Annotated in this window: 13 protein-coding genes; 4 read left to right on the forward strand and 9 right to left on the reverse strand. The window is 72.1% G+C overall.

Annotated features, from left to right (window positions below; genetic code table 11):
• Positions 1 to 21: 21 nt before the first annotated feature.
• Both ABZ910_RS20780 and ABZ910_RS20785 read right to left on the reverse strand, forming a co-directional pair.
• Positions 22 to 606: a hypothetical protein gene (locus tag ABZ910_RS20780; protein ID WP_361366919.1), complete on the reverse strand. Its 585-nt coding sequence runs from the start codon at positions 604 to 606 to the stop codon at positions 22 to 24.
• A gap of 141 nt (positions 607 to 747) precedes the next feature.
• A complete protein-coding gene (locus ABZ910_RS20785) occupies positions 748 to 2,919 on the reverse strand; it encodes an N-6 DNA methylase (RefSeq protein ID WP_361366921.1) in 2,172 nt (723 codons plus the stop codon).
• A 191-nt stretch (positions 2,920 to 3,110) separates the two neighbouring features.
• Here ABZ910_RS20785 and ABZ910_RS20790 point away from each other — a divergent pair, with 191 nt between their 5' ends.
• Positions 3,111 to 3,800, forward strand: a complete 690-nt coding sequence (locus ABZ910_RS20790; protein ID WP_361366924.1) for a hypothetical protein — start codon at positions 3,111 to 3,113, stop codon at positions 3,798 to 3,800.
• 181 nt (positions 3,801 to 3,981) lie between these two features.
• A complete protein-coding gene (locus ABZ910_RS20795; protein ID WP_361366927.1) occupies positions 3,982 to 4,698 on the forward strand; it encodes a hypothetical protein in 717 nt (238 codons plus the stop codon).
• 61 nt (positions 4,699 to 4,759) lie between these two features.
• On the opposite strand, the gene ABZ910_RS20800 is transcribed toward ABZ910_RS20795, so the two are convergent.
• The 4 genes from ABZ910_RS20800 to ABZ910_RS20815 all read right to left on the reverse strand — a co-directional run bounded on the left by ABZ910_RS20800 (position 4,760) and on the right by ABZ910_RS20815 (position 12,819).
• The gene (locus tag ABZ910_RS20800; protein WP_361366930.1) at positions 4,760 to 5,473 is read right to left on the reverse strand and encodes an HNH endonuclease family protein; all 714 of its coding nucleotides are present in this window, start codon (positions 5,471 to 5,473) and stop codon (positions 4,760 to 4,762) included.
• Between the two features lie 206 nt (positions 5,474 to 5,679).
• A complete protein-coding gene (mfd, locus tag ABZ910_RS20805) occupies positions 5,680 to 9,216 on the reverse strand; it encodes a transcription-repair coupling factor (protein WP_361366932.1) in 3,537 nt (1,178 codons plus the stop codon).
• A gap of 250 nt (positions 9,217 to 9,466) precedes the next feature.
• Positions 9,467 to 12,034, reverse strand: a complete 2,568-nt coding sequence (locus ABZ910_RS20810) for an FtsX-like permease family protein (RefSeq protein WP_361366935.1) — start codon at positions 12,032 to 12,034, stop codon at positions 9,467 to 9,469.
• On the reverse strand, positions 12,031 to 12,819 hold the full coding sequence (locus tag ABZ910_RS20815; RefSeq protein ID WP_361366937.1) for an ABC transporter ATP-binding protein: 789 nt from the start codon (positions 12,817 to 12,819) through the stop codon (positions 12,031 to 12,033). The genes ABZ910_RS20810 and ABZ910_RS20815 overlap by 4 nt, the downstream gene beginning before the upstream one ends.
• 633 nt (positions 12,820 to 13,452) lie before the next feature.
• Between ABZ910_RS20815 and ABZ910_RS20820 the strand changes: the two genes are divergently transcribed.
• Positions 13,453 to 13,866 carry a DUF485 domain-containing protein gene (locus tag ABZ910_RS20820; RefSeq protein ID WP_361366939.1) on the forward strand — a complete coding sequence of 138 codons (414 nt, stop codon included), beginning with the start codon at positions 13,453 to 13,455 and terminating at the stop codon, positions 13,864 to 13,866.
• Complete coding sequence (locus ABZ910_RS20825; RefSeq protein WP_361366942.1) at positions 13,863 to 15,482, forward strand: cation acetate symporter; 1,620 nt, start codon at positions 13,863 to 13,865, stop codon at positions 15,480 to 15,482. Before ABZ910_RS20820 ends, ABZ910_RS20825 begins: the two co-directional genes overlap by 4 nt.
• 53 nt (positions 15,483 to 15,535) lie before the next feature.
• On the opposite strand, the gene ABZ910_RS20830 is transcribed toward ABZ910_RS20825, so the two are convergent.
• The 3 genes from ABZ910_RS20830 to ABZ910_RS20840 all read right to left on the reverse strand — a co-directional run bounded on the left by ABZ910_RS20830 (position 15,536) and on the right by ABZ910_RS20840 (position 19,992).
• The gene (locus ABZ910_RS20830; protein WP_361366944.1) at positions 15,536 to 16,423 is read right to left on the reverse strand and encodes a cellulose-binding protein; all 888 of its coding nucleotides are present in this window, start codon (positions 16,421 to 16,423) and stop codon (positions 15,536 to 15,538) included.
• Positions 16,424 to 16,594: 171 nt separating this feature from the next.
• A complete protein-coding gene (locus ABZ910_RS20835; protein WP_361366947.1) occupies positions 16,595 to 18,976 on the reverse strand; it encodes an SUKH-4 family immunity protein in 2,382 nt (793 codons plus the stop codon).
• An 8-nt stretch (positions 18,977 to 18,984) separates the two neighbouring features.
• A complete protein-coding gene (locus ABZ910_RS20840) occupies positions 18,985 to 19,992 on the reverse strand; it encodes an SMI1/KNR4 family protein (protein ID WP_361366950.1) in 1,008 nt (335 codons plus the stop codon).
• Positions 19,993 to 20,156 lie beyond the last annotated feature (164 nt).

The raw sequence follows: 20,156 nt of genomic DNA on the forward strand, positions 1-20,156 counted from the left end.
CCACACGTCCTGCCGCCACGCTCACCTTCCGCCCTCGTGGCCGCCGTCGTGGCCGCCGTCGTGGCCGCCGTCGTGCTTGCGCAGGTAGTCACTGAGCTCGTCGAGCTCGGCCCGCACCTGGTCGATGCGCGCGGGGGCGGGGGGCTGCGCCGGAGGGGCGGGGGGCAGGGGCTGCGGCGGCACGGGCGCGCCCGTGTACGGCGCCGAGGGCTGCGGGTAGCCGTAGCCGTACGGCGTCTGGACGGTCTGGGCGTGGGGCGGGACGTAACCCGTGGGCTGCCGACGGGCGTTGTGGTACCGGACGTCCGTGATCAGGAAGTGGACGGTCGCCGCGAGGCCGAGGACGAGGACCACGATCAGCGCGGCATCGCTCCTCGGGTCCTTCTCCGGCAGCGTGCCGACCACCGCGAAGCAGCCGATGCCCAGCGGCAGACTCACGCAGGCCATCAGCCAGTCGAACCACCGCCCGCGCAGGAACGCGACCCGGAACAGCGGCGCGCACGCGAGGATGCCGCACGACAGCAAGCCGCAGGCGACCATCAGCACGCGCAGGGTGATGACGGTTCCCGTGCTGCGGGTGGGCGGCGCCGCGCCGTGGCCGTACATGACTGCTCCTGGGCCGGGGTTCGATTTCTGAGTTCGAGCGTATAGGCCGACACGGACAAGGGGTTACGGGTTGTACGGAACCGTTGTCGCACTGATCACTTTCCCCGGCCGCGCGCCCCAGGAACGGCCCGCTCCCGTCGGCTACTCCGGTGCCACCGTCCCGTCCGTCAGCCCGTCGTACAGCCCGCGCACGAGCTGTTCCCCGAGCCGGCCCGCATGCCGGAGCGTGCGCTCGAACTCGTCGAGCGCGCGGAACCGGCCCCCGTATCGCAGTTGTTCGTCGAGCGGGAGCCGGGGCAGCTGGAGCCGGCGCACGTCGAGGCGGGTGGCGGTGGACGCATAGCTGCTCGCCTGGCGGTTGTTGGCGGTGCCGCGCAGAAAGCCGGCGAGGAACCACGGGTCGAGCGCCGTGGGATCGGGGCGCAGGAGCACGAGGTTGCGTCCCAGGGCGGCGCCCGCTGTGGCGTCGTCGATCACGCGCGCGGTGGAGCCGCCGCCGAGCACCGGGACGACGATGTCGCCCGGTTCGGTGAGCACGGCCTCCTCGTCGCTCTCGGGCAGCGTCCCGGAGGGAGCGGTCCCGGCGAGCACGTCGTGATCGGTGAGCACGGGCACGCGCGCGTGGCCGCCGTTTCCGCCCGTACGCATCACCAGGGCGCCCCCGCGCGCGAGTTCACCGACGGTGGTGAGCGGCCAGCGCGCGGGCCGTCCCAAGACCGCGGGCAGCGGGGCGAGGTCGGTGGTCAGGCGCAGGGTCCGGCCGAGGCGCTCGCGCACCTCGGCGAGCTGCTCCACGCCTCCGGCCGCCGCCGGGGGTGGGAGGTGGCGGGCGGGGGCCAGGTCCACGTCGTCGTCGAGGAGTTCGATCACCGGCACGGAACGGGCCAGCCCCGGACGCTCGTCGAGCCGCCCGCCGCGTTCGAAGCCGCGCCAGGCGTCGAGCACGGTGTCCCGCACCGCCTGCCAGTCCGGCCCGCCGCGCCCCTCACCGGCGAACTGACCGGTGTCGGCGAGCAGCACCTCGGGCTGCGCAGGCGCCTTGTCCGGACGGCGCAGCACCCACAGGTGCAGCGGGATGTTGTACGGCGGAGCCGCACCGACCGGCAGCGCGACGACGGCACGCAGCGCACCGCGGCGCAGCAGGTCGGCGCGGATACGGCGGCCGGAGCGGCGGGACGCGGCGGCGGGCGGCATGAGCAGCACGGCCGTACCGCCGTCCGTCAGCCGGGCGAGCGCGTGCTGGACCCAGGCCAGCTCGGACTCGGTGCGCGCCGGGAAGCCGTACTCCCAGCGCGGGTCGTAGGCGAGTTCGTCGTGCCCCCAGTTGCGCTCGTTGAACGGCGGATGGCACAGGACGGCATCGGCCCGCAGGTCCGGATACGCGTCGTCGCGCAGGCTGTCCCCGACGGCCCCGCGCACGGTGGCCCGGCCGTGCAGCGCGAGCCGGAGCGCGGTGAGCGCGGCGAGGTCGGGGGCGCTGTCCTGGGCGTACAGCGCCTGGTCGGGGCGGGTGTCCACGGCGCGCAGCAGGGCGCCGGTGCCGCAGGCCGGGTCGAGCACGGTGCGGGCGCCGCCGGCGAGGTCGGCCATGAGCAGGGCGAGTTCGGCCGGGGTGAGCGTGTACTGGCGCGGGTTGGCGTCCAGTTGCCGCCCCAGCAGGAACTCGAACGCCTGCCGCGCCCCCGACTCGGCCGCCAACTCGGCGACACCCCGCAGGAGGGGGACGGAGGGGAGGAGCTCGGGGCCGGTGGGGGTGTGAACCGCCGGCACGCCGTTCACAGCGGGGGTGCGGACACCAGGAAGGGCGTTCACACCAGCGGGGGTGTCGACCGAGGTAGCGCTCTGCGCGTCCGCAGAGGTGTTCACAGCCGCCGTGCCGTCCGCCGCCCGGTCGCTGTGAACACGGCGGCCGCGCGTCGCTCCGAAGCGCGGCACGATCACCTGCTCCAGCTCGGCGGGCAGCCTCGCGGCCAGCCGCTCGTCGGAGCCCGCGCTCATCTCCAGCCAGACGGTGGGGCGTTCCCGGATGAGCAGCAGGACGCAGCCCGCGTGGACGAGGGCGGTGACCGGGCCCTCGGGGTGACCCGCGAGTTGCTGCCAGACGCGTTCGCGCAGGGGGACCTCGGCGAGCTTGCCCTGCTTGCGCAGCCACGCCTCGACCTCGCCGAGGGCGAAGGACGGACTGGTCTCCGTGCCGCCGACCGGCTTGGGGAAGTCGCCGTGCCGGCGGCGCCAGTTGCTGACGGCGGCGCGGCCGACGCCGGCGAGCCGCGCGATTCCGGCGGCGGTCACTTCTGTTGCGTTGTCCTGCACCGGCCCCGCTCCCCTCGTCCCATGTGTGACACCGAGCATACCGACCCGCGCGTGATCGACCCCTTCACGCACGTGTACACATCCAATCCTGTGAACCGTGTTGACTCGGTTCACAGGCTCTGCTCTTATTGACCCAGCGAACGGACGACGCCCACGCAGGGGCCGTCGCAACGCCAACCAGGGGGACAGTCATGGGCACCAAGGGCAAGGTCGTGTTCGGCGCCATCGTGGGGATCGTCGTCATCGGGACGGTGTCGGCGAACACCGGAGGCAAGGGCGGCGACAGCAACTCCGCCGACACCGGCAAGGCTCCGTCGGTGTCCGCCCGGCATCAGCACGGCGGCAAGAAGGGCGCGGACGGATCGGGCGCGGTGAAGAAGAAGGCCGCGTTCGCCGGGGACGGCAGCTTCCGGGTCGGCTCCGACGTCAAGCCGGGCACGTACCGCACCACGGGCAACACCGATGACTCCTGCTACTGGGAGCGCGCCAAGGACGCCAGCGGCGAGATGGACTCGCTGCTCGCCAACGACAATGTCACCGGCGCCAGTTACGTCACCGTCAAGACCAGCGACAAGCTGTTCAAGTCGAGCGGCTGCAAGGACTGGGAGGCCGTCGCCCCGAAGGCGAAGGGTTCGCCCGCCTCGGCGATGGCCGGCGACGGGGGCATGTTCAAGGTCGGCAGCGACATCGCCCCGGGCACGTACAAGTCCACCGGCAACGCCGACGACGCCTGCTACTGGGAGCGCGCCAAGGACGCCGAGCACGGGCTCGACTCGATCATCGCCAACGACAACGTGACCGGCACGGCCGTCGTCACGATCCGTTCCACGGACGCCTACTTCAAGACCACCGGCTGCGGCGACTGGAAGAAGACGGCCTGAACCGGCCGCCGCCCCACGCCCCGCGCGGCGCGGGACCGCTCCGCTTCACTCAAGTCCCGCGCCGCGGCCTGCCGCGCCCGCCCCCGGCTGCGCGCCGCCGCCCCTTCACCCCGTCGGTCCCCCAACCCCCCGCCGTACGGCTCTCCTTGACCCACCCCGCATCTCCCCGAAGGACTCCCCCATGCGTCTCCCCTCCCGCCTCGTCAAGGCGCTCACCGTCGCCGCGCTCCCGCTGGCCCTGGCCGCCTGTTCCACCGGTGCCACGGGTGCCACCGCGTCGGCCAAGGCGCCGAAGGCCAAGGACCTCAACGCCGGTCTGATGACGGGCAGCCGGCTGAAGAAGGCCCTGGCGCCGGCGTCGTTCTTCCCGTCCCACCTCAGCGCCGTCGCGGACGGTTTCGCGGACAGCGGCGGCGAGTTCGGCTCCCCGGCCGCCCGGGACACGGCGAAGCCGGACTGCACCAAGTTCGAGAACACCACCTGGCTCGACGTGTCCGGCTTCAAGGGGGGCGTGTCGTTCGCGCAGGGCGAGTACGCGAACAAGGACCAGAGCGAGGAACTGGTCCAGGAGATCGACGCGTTCCAGGGCACGACCGCCAAGACCGTGATGAAGGACGTGCAGGCCGCGGCCACCGAGTGCGCCACGTTCACCGACCTGAACAACCACGCCAAGGTGAAGATCTCCGGCCGCACCACGCCCGGTCTCGGTGACGAGGCCTACACCATGACGCTCACCAGCGGTCAGTGGGAGAGCGGCACCACCTTGATCGCCGCCCGCGTGGGCAACGCCGTCGTCACGGTGACGTCCACGGTCGGCAGCGACAACGGCGCCGCCAACGCCGCCAAGCTGGCGACGCACATCGTGGGCGCGCTGAAGGACTCGGCCGGCAAGGCCTGATCACGCGCAGTCGGCGACCGCCCGCCGCACCGCTCCCGTGCCGCCCGCGCGCGGGAGCGGCTCAGTGCGCCTTGAAGCGGGCCGGGGCCTCGGTCGGGTTGCCGCCCGTGGGCAGTTTCTGGTCCGGGCAGGTGGTGAGGACCTTCTTCATGGCGGCCTTCTCGGCGTCGGTGACCCACAGGCCGTACTTCTTCTTGACGGCGACCTGCGCGGCGACATAGGTGCAGCGGTAGGTCTTGTTGGGCGGGACCCAGGTGGCCGTGTCGCCGTCTCCCTTGCCCCGGTTGGTGCTCGCGTCGACCGCGATCAGGTTGAGGGGGTCGTTGGCCAGCGCTATGCGCTTGCCGGGGTCCCAGTACTTGGCGCCCTTCTGCCAGGCGTCCGAGAGGGCGACGACGTGGTCGATGTCGACCAGGCTGCGGCCGCGCCGGTAGGTGATGTCCTTGCCGGAGTACGGGTCCGGCCCCAGCACGCCGTAGGTGACCTTGCAGGTGCCGCCGGTGAACTTCACCTGCTTCAGGTCGCGTTTGAGGATGTCGTCGCGGGTGTCGCAGGAATTGGAGTCGGTGTCGGCCCAGGCGGTGCCGAACCGCTCGCGGGAGTAACCGGTCTTGGGCGCACGCCCCTTGACGGTCAGGGCGTCGGCGGCGGCGAGGGCCTCGCCGCCGCCTGATTGGCCGGGCCCCGAGGACCCCGTGGTGTGGCCGGTCGTGCAGCCCGCCGCGGCCGCCATCACGACCAGTGCGGTGACCGCCCCGCCCCTCAGACGCCTCACGTGCGTCCCCCCTCGCTCACCCTGGTCCGCCCTCACATACGGGACGGAACGTTCCGCCCCTCACCGTAGCCGTCGTACCGCATTCGACCGATGGGGCCTCATGGGGTGATTCCTGGCAATCGGGATCGTGCGGACATGGCGTGCCGCGCACGAGGGGGGCAGGAGAGGGGCGTCCGGGCGCCCCTCTCACTCCTTTCGGACCCCGTCTACGACCCCAGGATCGAGGCGAGGAACTCCCCGACCCAGCCGAGCAGCTCCCGGCCGACCAGCGGCTTGCCGCCCACCTTGGCCGTCTTCGGGCGGGGGACCAGCACCTGGTGCACGGCCGGCTTGATGACCGTGCCCGGGTACAGGCGCTTCAGGCGCAGCTCCTGGGACTCACGCAACTCCACCGGCGCGAAGCGGATGTTGTTGCCCTGCAGGACGATCTCGCCGACGCCGCACGCACGCGCGAGCATGCGCAGGCCCGCCACCAGCAGCAGGTTCTCCACCGGTTCGGGCAACTTGCCGTAGCGGTCGGTGAGTTCCTCGCGTACGGCCTTGATGTCCTCTTCCGAGTCGGCGGAGGCGATGGCGCGGTAGGCCTGGAGGCGCAGTCGCTCGCCGGGCGCGTAGTCGTGCGGGACGTGCGCGTCGACGGGCAGCTCGATCTTGACCTCCAGCGGCGGCTCCTCCTCGATCTCGCCGGTCTCCAGCTGCCGCCGGTAGTCGGCGACGGCCTCGCCGACCATACGGACGTACAGGTCGAAGCCGACGCCCGCGATGTGGCCGGACTGCTCGCCGCCCAGGAGATTTCCGGCTCCGCGGATCTCCAGGTCCTTCATGGCGACGTACATGCCCGCGCCCATCTCGGTGTGCTGGGCGATGGTGGCCAGGCGCTCGTGGGCGGTCTCGGTCAGCGGCTTCTCCGGCGGGTAGAGGAAGTAGGCGTAGCCGCGCTCCCGTCCTCGTCCCACACGGCCGCGCAGCTGGTGGAGCTGTGAGAGGCCGAAGTTGTCGCCGCGCTCGACGATCAGCGTGTTGGCGTTGGAGATGTCGATGCCGGACTCGACGATCGTGGTCGAGACGAGCACGTCGAACTTCTTCTCCCAGAAGTCGACGACGACCTGCTCCAGCGCCGACTCGGACATCTGGCCGTGGGCGGTGGCGATGCGCGCCTCGGGCACGATCTCGCGCAGCCGGGCCGCCGCGCGGTCGATGGACTCGACCCGGTTGTGGATGTAGAAGACCTGGCCCTCGCGCAGCAGTTCGCGGCGGATGGCGGCGCCGATCTGCTTCTCCTCGTACGGCCCGACGAAGGTCAGCACCGGGTGGCGCTCCTCCGGCGGCGTGGTGATCGTGGACATCTCGCGGATGCCCGTGACCGCCATCTCCAGGGTGCGCGGGATCGGGGTGGCCGACATGGTCAGCACGTCGACGTTGGCGCGGAGCTTCTTCAGCTGCTCCTTGTGCTCGACGCCGAAGCGCTGCTCCTCGTCGACGATGACTAGGCCCAGGTCCTTGAACTTCGTCTCGGACGAGAAGAGCCGGTGCGTACCGATGACGAGGTCGACCGAGCCGTCCTTCAGACCCTCCAGGACCGCCTTCGCCTCGGTGTCGGTCTGGAAGCGGGACAGGGCGCGCACGTTCACCGGGAACTGCGAGTACCGCTCGGAGAACGTGCCGAAGTGCTGCTGCACCAGCAGGGTCGTGGGCACCAGGACGGCGACCTGCTTGCCGTCCTGTACGGCCTTGAAGGCGGCGCGGACCGCGATCTCGGTCTTGCCGTAGCCGACGTCGCCGCAGATCAGGCGGTCCATCGGGACCGACTTCTCCATGTCCTCCTTGACCTCGGCGATCGTGGTCAGCTGGTCGGGCGTCTCGGCGTACGGGAAGGCGTCCTCCAGCTCGCGCTGCCAGGGGGTGTCCGTGCCGAAGGAGTGTCCGGGGGCGGCCATCCGCGCGCTGTACAGCTTGATGAGGTCGGCGGCGATCTCCTTGACCGCCTTCTTCGCGCGCGCCTTGGTCTTCGTCCAGTCGGCGCCGCCGAGGCGGTGCAGGGTGGGCGCCTCGCCGCCGACGTACTTGGTGATCTGCTCCAGCTGGTCGGTGGGGATGTAGAGGCGGTCGCCGGGCTGGCCGCGCTTGGCGGGGGCGTACTCGACGACCAGGTACTCGCGGGTGGCGCCCTGGACGGTGCGCTGCACCATCTCGATGTAGCGGCCGACGCCGTGCTGCTCGTGGACGATGTAGTCGCCCTGCTCCAGGGTGAGCGGGTCGATGGTCTTGCGGCGGCGGACCGGCATGCGGGCGCCGTCCTTGCCGGCGGCCTTCTGGCCGGACAGGTCGGTCTCGGTGAGGACGGCGAGCCTGAGCGCCGGGTCGACGAAGCCGTAGTCGATCGAACCGCAGGAGACGTGGACGAGGGACGGACTCAGCTCGGCGAGGTCGGTGTCCAGGCGCGCGGGGATGCCCTCGCCGCCGAGCACCTCGGTCGTACGGGCCGCCGGGCCGTGGCCCTCGGTCACGAAGACCGTGCGCCAGCCGTCGGACAGCCAGCCCTTGGTGTCGGCGAGGGCCTTGGCCGTGTCGCCGCGGTAGGTCTCGGTGGCGTGCATGCCGAGCTTCAGGGTGTCGCCGTCCTCGAACGCCTCGTCCGCGGCGAACGGCGACACCGACCACCACATCATGTCCAGCTCGCGCGCGCGGTCGCGCACGTCCGCGATGGACCACAGGGAGGCCGCGCCGACGTCGATGGGCGCCTCGCCGCCGCCCGCGGTCGCCGCCCAGGACGCCTGCAGGAACTCCTGCGAGGTGGCGACGAGGTCGGCGGCACGCGTGCGGACCCGCTCCGGGTCGCATACGACGGCCATGGCGCCCTTGGGCAGCACGTCGAGGAGCAGCTCCATGTCGTCGACGAGGACGGGAGCGAGGGACTCCATGCCCTCGACCGCGATGCCCTCGGCGATCTTGCCGAGGAGTTCGCCGAGTTCGGGGTGCTGTTCGGCGAGGGCACGCGCACGCGTGCGGACGTCGTCCGTCAGCAGGAGCTCACGGCAGGGCGGCGCCCACAGACCGTGCTCGGCGACCTCCAGGGACCGCTGGTCGGCGACCTTGAAGTAGCGGATCTCCTCGACGTCGTCGCCCCAGAACTCGATGCGCAGGGGGTGTTCCTCGGTGGGCGGGAACACGTCGAGGATGCCGCCGCGCACCGCGAACTCGCCGCGCTTCTCGACCAGCTCCACGCGCGAGTACGCCGCCGCCCCGAGGGCGTCGACGATGTCGTTCAGGTCGGCGGTCTGCCCGGTCCTCAGGGCCACCGGCTCCAGGTCGCCGAGCCCCTTGACCTGCGGCTGGAGCACGGAGCGGATGGGGGCCACGACGACGGAGACCGGGCCGGTCTCGGGGTCGTCGGCGCTGGGGTGGGCGAGGCGCCGCAGGACGGCGAGGCGGCGGCCGACGGTGTCGCTGCGCGGGCTGAGCCGCTCGTGCGGGAGCGTCTCCCACGAGGGGTACTCCACGACGCCCTCCGGCGGCAGCAGCGTGCGCAGCGCGGCGGCCAGGTCCTCGGCCTCCCGGCCCGTCGCCGTCACGGCCAGCATGGGGCGGCCGGCCTCGCGGGCCAGGCCGGCGACCGCGAAGGGCCGGGCCGCCGGGGGGCCGACGAGGTCGACGTGCATGCGGTTGCCGTCCGAGGCCGCGCTGATCGCTTCCGCGAGAGCGGCGTCCTTGACGACGGCGTCGAGCAGACCGTGCAGGCTCATGAAGGGCTTCCCGTCCGGGGTGGGCAACGCGAACCGCCCGACACGCGTGGCGGGCCGGGGGTTTCCAAGAGTACGACGCCGCGCCGGTGGGCGCGGGGGCCTGTGGACGACGCCCTGCCCGGCACCGGGCAGCGAACGGCCCGGTGCCGGGAAATCCCGAGGACTTCCCGGCACCGGGCCCTTGACCGCAGCCCGCCCACAGCCCGCAGGCCACAGACAGTCCGCCGGCGACTCGCTCCCTCCGCGCCCGCTACTCGCTCGCGATCGCGTTCAGCACGTTCATCCGGCCCGCCCGGAACGCCGGCACCAGGGCCGCGAACAGACCGACGAAGGCCGAGCCGATGAACACTCCGGTGATCGTCGGCCAGGGGATGTCCAGGACGCCCAGGCCCTCCAGGGCGAGGAGCTTCTGGGCGGTGGCGCCCCAGCCCATGCCCAGGCCGAGGCCCAGCAGGGCACCGAAGAGGGCGATGACCACGGACTCCATGCGGATCATGCGGCGCAGCTGGCGGCGGGAGAGGCCGATGGCGCGCATGAGGCCGATCTCCCGTGTCCGCTCGACCACCGACAGGGCCAGGGTGTTCACCACGCCCAGGACCGCCACGATGATCGCCAGGGCGAGCAGGCCGTAGACCATGTTCAGGAGCCGGCCGACCTGGTCCTTCAGTTCCTGCTTGTAGTCGGTCTGGTCCCGCACCTGGTACTGCGGATACGGCTCCATGGCCTTCTTCAGGGCGGCGTACGCCTGCTTCTCGTGACCGTCCTCGGCCTTGGCGAACATGATCGTGTTCGTCGGGACCTTGCCGGCCGGCAGGTACTTCTTCATCGTCGCGAGGCTGGTGTAGCGCGCGCCCTGGTCGATGGAGGTGCTGTCGTCGGTGATCGCGGCGACCTCGAGCCTGGCCGTCCTTCCGCCCTTGAAGGCGACGGAGAGGGTGTCGCCGACGTGCACGCCGTGCTTCTTGGCGTAGTCGGAGCCCACCGACATGGCGTCCGTGCCGTAGGCGTCCGCCAGGGTGCCCGCCGTCGTGGGGCGGCGCAGGTCCTGGGCGTACGACGGGTCGGCGGCCGTCAGCCCCGAGTCGTCTCTCCTGCCGTCCGGCGAGGTCAGCGTGGCGTCGAGCTGCTTGTAGCGGGTGACGTGGGCCAGGCCCGGGGTCCGCTCCATCGCCCGCTCTGCCTGCGGCACGATCCGCTGGTTGCCCAGGACGATGAAGTCCGCGCCGACCGACCGGTCCAGCTCGCTGGTGGCCGAGGCGACCATCGAGGAGCCGACCACCGACAGGGAGGCGACCAGCGCCAGGCCGATCATCAAGGCGGCGCCGGTGGCCCCCGTACGCCTCGGGTTGCGCAGGGCGTTGCGCTCGGCCAGGCGGCCGACCGGCCCGAAGGCCCGCAGCAGCACCGCGCTGATCACCCGGACCACACCGCTCGCCAGCAGCGGCCCGACGACGACGAAGCCGATCAGTGTCAGCACCACGCCCACCCCGAGGACCAGCGAGCCGTCGCTCGCCTTGTGGGCCGTGGCCGCCGCGTAGAGGGCGAGCCCGCCCGCCGCGGTGAGGATCACGCCGATCACCGCGCGCACCAGGCCCGCCTTGGCGTCGGCGGGCGTACCGGCGTCGCGCAGCGCGGCCATCGGGGAGACCTTGCCGGCCCGGCGGGCCGGCAGATAGGCGGCGAGGATCGTGACCACGATGCCGAGGAGCATGCCGAACAGCGGGGTCGTCGCCTTGACGGTCAGGTCGTCGGTGGACAGGTTCATGCCCGCGGCCGACATCAGCTTCATGAGGCCGATCGCGATGCCGAGGCCCGCCCCGACGCCCAGGACCGAGCCGACGACGCCGAGCAGCGTCGCCTCGGCCAGGACGGTGCGGTTGACCTGCCCGCGGGACGAGCCGATGGCCCGCATCAGGCCGATCTCCCGGGTGCGCTGGGCGACCAGCATCGAGAAGGTGTTGATGATCAGGAAGATGCCGACGAGGAACGCGATCCCGGAGAAGCCGAGCATGGCGTACTTGATGACGTCCATGAACGAGCCGACGTCCTCGCGGTTCGCGTCCGCGTTCTCCTTCGCGGTCTGGACCGTGTACGACCCCGCCCCGAGCGTGTGTGCCACGTTCCGCTGGAGCCGCGCGTCGGAGACCCCGGCCGCGGCGGTGACGTGGAGCGCGGTGAACCGGCCGGTGGCGCCGAGCAGTTCGCGCTGGGCGGTCGCGGTGTCGAAGTAGACGATGGCGGCGCCGGGGTTGGTCACCTTGAAGGTGGTGATGCCGACGATCCGGGCCGTGAAGTCACCGGTCGACGCGATGGTGCGCAGCTCGTCGCCCATCCGGAGGTGGTGCTTGTCGGCGGTGTCGGCGTCGACCATCACCTCGCCGGGTCCGTGCGGGGCGCGTCCGGAGGTGATCTCCATCGAACGCAGCTCGCCCTTCGACCAGTTGCCGGCGATGGTGGGGGCGCCGTTCGACGATCCCATGTTCGTGTTGTGGCTGTCGACGACGGTCACGTTCATCGAATCGACCGCGCCCTCGGCGGACTTGACGCCGTCGGCCGTCCTCAGCCGCGTCAGCACGGAGGACGGCAGCGACTCGGGCACACCGTTCTGCGGCATGTCGTGGCCCTTGACGCCCTTCGGGGAGACCGTCACGTCGGACGCGGTGGTCGCGAAGAGCTTGTCGAAGGTCGTGTTCATCGTGTCGGTGAACACCAGCGTGCCGCACACGAACGCCACCGACAGCAGCACCGCGATGCCCGAGAGCGCCATGCGCCCCTTGTGCGCGAGGAAGTTGCGCAGGGAGGTCTTCAGGACGGTCACGACGTACGCCCCCGGGCATCGAAGTCCTTCATGCGGTCCAGGACCTGCTCCGCCGTCGGCTGCCGCATCTCGTCCACGATCCGGCCGTCGGCGAGATACAGCACCCGGTCCGCGTACGACGCGGCCACGGGGTCGTGGGTGACCATCACGATGGTCTGCCCGAGCTCGTCCACGGAGCGGCGCAGGAAGCCCAGCACCTCGGCGCCCGCGCGCGAGTCGAGGTTTCCGGTCGGCTCGTCACCGAAGATGATCTCGGGCCGGGCCGCCAGCGCCCGCGCCACGGCGACGCGCTGCTGCTGACCGCCGGAGAGCTGGGACGGCCGGTGCGTGAGCCGCTCGGCGAGACCCACGGTCTCCACGACCCGCTCCAGCCAGGCGCGTTCGGGTTTGCGGCCCGCGATGTCCATGGGCAGCGTGATGTTCTCGAGCGCGTTCAGCGTCGGCAGCAGGTTGAACGCCTGGAAGATGAACCCGATCCGGTCCCGGCGCAGCCGCGTGAGCTTCTTGTCCTTCAGGCCGGTGATCTCGGTGTCGTCCAGGTAGATCTGCCCGCTCGTCACGGTGTCGAGCCCGGCGAGGCAGTGCATCAGGGTGGACTTGCCGGACCCCGAGGGGCCCATGATCGCGGTGAAGCGGCCGCGGTCGATGTCCACGTCGACGTGGTCGAGGGCGACGACCCGGGTCTCCCCCGCCCCGTACGCCTTGACGACCTGCCGCGCCCGCGCGGCAACGGCCGTCCGTCCTCCGGTTCCCCCGGGCCTGGGGATGATCACAGCCGATGTCACGGTATGTCTCCTCTGTCGGTCGGCAGTCGGTCGCAGCCTTTTCGGCACAGGTGTGCCGTGGCGTGGTACGTTGATGTCGATGAGTCTGGTGAGCGGCAGGGGTGCGTCGCGCTGGTGCGAAGCCCCGTCTTTTCCTGGGGGAAACCCGACCCCTGCCGGTTCGGTCGGCCGCCCCCCGGCGGCGTAATGCCAGATTAAGGACGGCTCCGGCGCCCTCTCGTCCTCCGCGGGTACGAACCCTCCCCCAGCCGCAGTACGGAGGTACCCCTAGGGGCAGTCCACTCCCGGGAGCAGTCCTTCTCGGGGTCGGCTCCACCCCGGGCGCAGCCGGCTCCGTCAGTGCCCTTCGTCCTGGAAGACGTTGTGCGAGTCGGCGAGCAGCCGAGGGTCGCAGGGGATGCGCGGCGCGCGTCCTCGTGGCTTCTCATAAGGGCCGCTTAACTTCCAAAAGACTGACTTAACCCGGGTAACAGCCGAGGTCAGACCCGTTTTCTCGCGGCACGTGCCTACCGACCAGCCAGTTTGTGGAAAACCCCGCGCGGCGTCCGCGCCCGCGAGTAGCGTGCCCGGCACCGCTCCCCCACCTCCCTGCGGTTCGCCGCCACGGACCCTAGCCGCGCAAGGAGCACCGGGATGTCCCACGACCCGTCGTCACCCGCCCCGTCGCACCTCACCTACCCCTGGAAGCCCCCACCGCCGCCCGAACCGGCGACCGTCCGGCTCCGGCCCCACCGCGAGCCCCTCGGACGCCACAGCGACCTGCGCATCCTGCGCAGCGCCTACCGCTGGCAGCGGCGCACCGCCACGTTCACCGCCCTCGGCTACTTCACGGTGTTCCTCGTCCTGTCGGCGTTCGCCCCGCACGTCATGACCCGCACGATCGCCGACGGCATCCCCGTCGGCCTGCTGCTCGCGCTCGTCCAACTCCCGGTCACCTGGCTGGCGATCGCGCTGTACGAGACCACCGCGCGCCACCACGTCGACCCGCTCGCCGACCGCCTCCGCAAGCAGGCCACGGTGGAGGCCAAGCGGGGAGCGGCGCGATGAGCACCTTCACCGGCTTCAGCGACTCGGCCCAGGCGATGTCCCTGGTCGGCTTCTCCACCATCGCCACGATCACCCTGCTGCTGTGCGTGATGACCGGCCCCGACCGGGACGACCTCGACGAGTTCTACACCGGCTACGGCTCCCTGTCGCCCCTGCGCAACGGCCTGGCCATCGCCGGCGACTACATCTCCGCGGCCACCGTCCTCGGCACCGGCGGCGTCATCGCCCTGTGCGGCTACGACGGCATCGTGCTGGCACTCAGTACGACGCTGTCCCTGTTGCTGCTGATGTTCCTGCTGGCCGAACCCCTGCGCAACACGGGCCGGTTCACGATGGGCGACGCGCTGGCCCGCCGCCTGCCCGGCCGCGGCGTCCGCATCGCGGTCTGCGCGGTGACCCTCGCCGCGCTGCTGCCGCTGATGGTGGTGCAACTGGCCGGCACCGGGCAGCTCATCGCCTTCGTCCTCGGCTTCTCCAGCGAATCCCTGAAGACGGGCTGCGTGATCGGCCTCGGCGCCCTCATGATCAGCTACGCGGCGATCGGCGGCATGAAGGGCACCGCCCTCATCCAGATCCTGAAGATCGTGATGCTCGTCGGCTCCGGCGCCGTGGTCGCCGTCCTCGTCCTCGGCCGCTTCGACTGGGACCCGGGCGCCCTGTTCCAGGCAGCGGCCCACCACAGCGGGGTCGGGACGGCCTTCCTGCACTCGGGCCTGGAGTTCACGGGCGGCCTCGCACCCCGTCTGGACATGATCGCGTCCGAGCTGACGGTCGTCCTGGGCGGCGCCTGCCTGCCCCACATCACCATGCGCATGTACACCGCCTCCAGCGCCCGCCAGGTGCGCCGCTCCATGTCCTGGGCGGTGTCGGTCGTGGCCCTGTTCGTCCTCGTCATCACGGTCGTCGCCATGGGAGCCACGGCTCTGGTCGGCCGTACGGTGATCACCCAGGCCGATCCGCAGGGCAACACCGCCTACCTGCTGGGGTCGAGGGCGGCGTTCGGAGCGGACGTGTCGACGGCGGAGAGCTTCCTGTTCACCACCGTCACCACGGCGATCTTCCTCACCCTCCTGGCCTCCGTCGCCGGAATGATCCTCGCCTGCGCCAACTCCCTGGCCCACGACGTCTTCGCGGCCCGCGTGCAGGAGATGCCGGCCCGCCGCGAAATGCTCCTCGCCCGCCTCGCGGCCCTGGCCGTGGGCGCCCCCGCCATCCTCCTGGCGATCCTGGCCCAGCACCGCACCCTCCAGCCGCTGGTGACCCTCTCCTTCAGCATCGGCGCCTCGGCCCTCGCGCCCGCCCTCGTCTACGGCCTCTTCTGGCGCCGTTACACCCGAAGGGGTGTGCTGTGGACGCTGATCGGCGGCACGCTCACCGTCCTCGTGCTGATGCCGGGCACCAACCTGGTCTCCGGCTCCCCCGTCTCGGCCTTCCCCGCCGCCGACTTCAACTGGTTCCCGTTCACCACGACCGGCATCGTCTCGATCCCGGCGGGCTTCGCCCTCGGCTGGCTCGGCACGATGCTCTCCGGCCGCGACACCACCCAGCGACAGCGCCGCCAGTACGAGGCGATCGAGAGCCGCATCCTCGCGGGAGCCGTACGGAGAGAGAGCTGAGGCAGGGCGCCCGGGCCGTCCCCACGGCCCGACCGGCGCAGGACCGGGCAGGCCTACTCCAGCGCAGCACGCCCCATCAACGACGTCAGACTGCTGCGTACGTAGTCCATGTGCGCCTGCACGTCGCCCCGGGTCTCCTCGTGCTCGCGCAGCACCTGCTCCGTCTCCCGCGCGATCCGGTCCTCGTGCACCCGCGCCTCGGCCAGCATCTGCGCGGCACGCGCCTGCGCCTGCTCAAGACACCGCCGTGCCGACTCCTCCGCCGCGCCGAACACGCGCCGCGCCTCGGACAGCGCGGCCTCGGCCCGGGCCGCCCGCTCGACATGGTGGGCGTCGAGCGCGGCCACCCGCTCGACCTCCTCCCGCTCCGCCGCAGCCCACCGTTCGGCCTGCTCCTTGGCCTGGTCGGCGAGCATCCCGGAGGTCCGCTGCCGCACCTCCCGCAACGCGGCGAGAGCCTCGCTCCGTAGCTCCTTCACCTCACGGCGCGCGCCGATCCGCTCGTCGTCCGCCTCGGCGCGCGCCGCGAGCAGCCGCTGACGCGCGCGTTCCTCCCCCTCCGCGCGGACCACATCCGCCCGCTCCTGCGCCGCTCGGCGCACGGCGAGCGCGTGCGCCTCCGCCCGCGTCACGCGCTCGTGCGCCTCGCGCTCCGCCCCGTCCCGTACGACGGCCGCTTCTTCCACCCCGAGCTGGAAGATGCGCCGCGCACGCTCCCCGAGCGTCTCGTAGCTCTGCGGAGCGAGCCGTGCCACCCTCTCGCGCAACCGCTCGGCCTCCACCGCCATGTCCTTGGCGAGCACGGTCAGCCGTGCGGCCCGCTCCCACGCGTCGTCCCGCTCCCGCGAGAGCGCCGCCGCGAACGCGTCGACCTGCTCGGGGCGGTAGCCGCGCCCCCGGACAGTCACGAAGCCGTGCGGCGGCATCGATGTGCTGCTCACCCCGGGAACCCCTCTCCGCCGGACACACACGAAATGATGATTTCGCGCACATCTTGATGGATCGGGCGTAAGTGTTCATAACGCGACACTCCGCAGGCGCGTCACGGCCACAAACAAAGAGGCCGGCCTCGGTCACAGACCAAGGCCGGCCTTGAACAGACCCGGAGCTGCCTAGAGCAGCCCGTCCCACATCTGCTCCAGCAGCACCGACCACCAGCTCTCCGGCGAGGCGAGCGCCGCCGGGTCGAGGGCGGCGAGCTGCGCCTGGAAGTCGACGGTCCAACGCCCCGCCTGCTCCTGGTTCAGACCGAACCGCAGCCGCCACATCCGGCCCAGCATCGCCAGACAGCGCGCGAGCTCCGGCAGCCCGGTGTTCACGAACTGCGGCGGCACGGGCGCACCGCCCGGCCCCGCCTCCACCGGAACCGCGACGATGTTCGCCGTGCCGTACTGCACACAGATCGCCTTGCCGAAGTCGCTGCCCATCACCAGATACGACGCCGCGTCCGCGGACGGCTGCACCCCGCGCTCCTGCGCCAGCTCCGCCAGCGTCGGCACCGGACGGCCCGGCTGCGCCTGCGCCCAGAAGAACGGGCCCATGTCCAGCGGCAGCCCGGCCGAGACCAGCGTGTGCGCCACGATCGGCGGCACGCCCTGCCGCGCCACCGCGGCCTGCTCGAACCGGAACACGCCCGGACCGAACGCCGCCGCCAGTTCCTGCGCGACCCCCTCCGGCGGAATCGGCGGCGCCGGCTGCACCTGCGGCAACGGTGCCCGCACCGGCGCGGGCCGCGCGGGACCGTCCGCCACCTGGTGCAACTCGCCCTGGTGGGCGAGCAGTTGATGCATGCCCTGCTGACGGCTCGCGTGATCCGTGCCGTACGGCGCGATGCTCGTGATCCGCGCCTGCGGCCACTGCTCACGGATCATCCGCGCGCAGTACGCGCCCGGCAGCTCGCACGACTCCAACTCCGTGTGCAGCTCCAGCACCTTGTCCGGCGGCACGTTCATGGCCCGCAGCTCATGGAATATCTGCCACTCCGGGTGCGGCATGCCCGGCGCGGAACGCCGGATCAACTGCTGCTCCGAGCCGTCGTGCGCGCGGTAGCGCAGCACGGCCTGATAGCCCGGACCCACCGTCGGCTGCCCTTGCGGCGGGTAACCGTACGCCGGAGGCTGCTGACCGGGCGGCGGCATCGCACCGGGCGCCGTCGACTGAGGCTGCGGCTGCGGCTGCGAGTGGGGTTGGGGCTGCGGGGGGCCCGGGGGCACGCCAGGGGCGCCCGGTGCTCCGGGGGTGCCCGGTGCTCCGGGGGTGCCCGGAGCCGGGGCCGGTGGCGGGAGCGGCATGCCGGGGGCGCCCACCGGGGGCGCGGCCAGGACCGTCTCCGCCTGGTGTACGGCTCCGGACGCGTCCCCGGGAACACCCTGCGGGTTGGGTGCGCTCGGGGCACTCGGGGGCATGCCCGGAGCACCGGGAGTCCCGGGCGCGCTCGGCACGGCCGCGACGCCGGGAGGCGTGGAGAGCGGCGCGCCAGGCGAGTTGGGGACTCCCTGCGGGTTCGTCGCACCCGGATCGACCGTCGGCATGACCTGCGTCGGCATGTGATCGCCCGCGGGCGCACCCGGAGGCGGGGGAGGCGGCGCACCCATCGCACCGCGTTCCCCGTGCGGCGGCGCCTTGCTCGTCATCGCGTCCGCGATGTCCGCGGCGTGGGGCGCGGGCGGGCGGCCCGGCTGCTGCGGGTAGCCGTAGACGGGGGCGCCCGGAGCACCCGAGGCCCCGGGAACACCCGGCCCGTGCGGGTGGCCGTACGACGGACCACCCGCCGCGGGAGGAGACGCAGGCGCGGGCGGCCTGCCCGCCGGAGGCACGTCGGCCGCCGGAGCCGGTTGTTCGGGCGGCAGTTGGCCCCCACCCGCCGTCGACGCCGCGTCGGGCTTCGGCGTGGCATCGTCGGCGTCACTCAGCGGCGGCGCGGACACCGTCTCCGGCAGCGGAACCGAACGGTCGTCGCCCGCATCCGCGTTGGTGTCCGTCCCCGCCCAAGGCGTCGCGCCCGGGGGTACATCCGGCGCTGGTGGTACGGAAGTTGGGGCGGACGGCGGCACGGAAGTCGCTGGAGTCGGAGTCGGCGGCACACCGTCGGCCGCGCCGTGCGACGCCTTCTGATCCGGGATGCCCAGCTTGTCCGCCGCCTCCTGGAGCCACTCCGGCGGGGTCAGCAGGAACGACGTCTGGTTCAGATCCACCCGCTCGGGCGGCGCCGGTGCCGCACCCGCGCCCGCGCCCGCACGGCCGTACTCCTCCTCGTACCGGCGGATCACCTCGCCCACCGGCAGCGCCGGCCACAGCGTGGCCTCGCCGCTGTCCCGAGCGAGGACCAGCCGCTGACCGCCCGCGTCCGAACGCGGCCCCTCCGCCCGGTCCTCGCCCCACATCACGAACCCGAGCCCGAACTCCCGTACCCGCACCTCACGATGCTGGTACGACGGCACGTCCCCGTTGATCCACTCTTCCGCGCGCTCCTGCGCCTGCGCGAACGTCACCATCGGAAATCTCACTCCCCCACCGACGCCGCCGAAGCGGCCGCGGACACCGGCACCACGCGCGCGAAGCCGCCGTCCACCATCAGGCCCGACACCGTCTCCAACTCCGGCGGACTGCCCGCCAACCGCGACAGGAACACGTCGAAATCCTCACCGCACGGCAGCAGCAACCGCTCCGCCCGCTCGGCCGGCGACCACGCCGGATCCACGTCCCGCGCATCGTCGTACGTGCAGAACCACACCGAACCGGCCCGCTCGCCCCTCACCTTCACCGCGAGCAGACCGCCCTGCACGAAGGCCACGCCCAGGTAGTCCTTGGTCAGGTGGTCACGCAGACACTTGTTGACGTACACCAGGTCGTTGACCGCCGCCTCGTCCCGCACCGTGAAGAACGGCTGGTCGACGAGCATTCCGAGCTCGGCGTCGAGTGCCGTGCCCACCGGCGCGCAGCCGCCCGCCGCCTTCAGGAACGAGCGGTACGCGCCCGGCAACCGGTACCCCAGGTCCTCCTCGACCCCCTGCACCTGCTGCTCCGTCACCGCCACACCCGACTTCGGCAGCCTGAAGTGCGTCGGCCGCGTCTCCTGCAACGGCCGCGTCCCCCGCTTGCCCTGATCGACGCGCGTCGTCGCCACGCCCCCGTGGTGCCGCAGCAACGCCTTCACCTCGACCGGCACCAGCTCCAGCCGCCGCGTGCCCACCACGTGGTGCCACGTCCAGCCGTGCGGCGTCGCCACCTTGGCCACCGTGTCCCACAACTCGTGGCCCGACGCCGCCAACGCGGCGTTCGCCGAGACGTAGTCCGTCAGCCGCAGCTCGTCGACGCCGAAACCCTCCGGCGGGTCGGCGATGTCCGCCGCCGCACGCGCATACGGCGAGAAATCGGGGTACCCGTACTCGTCCACCCGTACCCCTCCCGGGTGACGTGCGGCGCGGACCGGATCCGGGAAATGCACGACCTGCCCGGCGTAGGCCGCGTTCGGCGGCACGGCTTGCTGCCCGAGCCGACCTGTCGTCATGGCGGTTGCCCCCTGCGGCACTCTGTACGAACCCCAGCACGCCACCTCCGGCGCGACACGGCCCGTATCCCACTGTCCCCGCACCGTCTCCGACGCGTTGACCGCACCCATCGCGGTGCCGACAGCCTATGCGGTACGCGCACACCGGTCACCGGCGCTCCGAC

It is taken from the genome of Streptomyces sp. NPDC046805, assembly GCF_040645355.1.
In the GTDB taxonomy this organism is placed as follows: Bacteria; Actinomycetota; Actinomycetes; order Streptomycetales; family Streptomycetaceae; genus Streptomyces.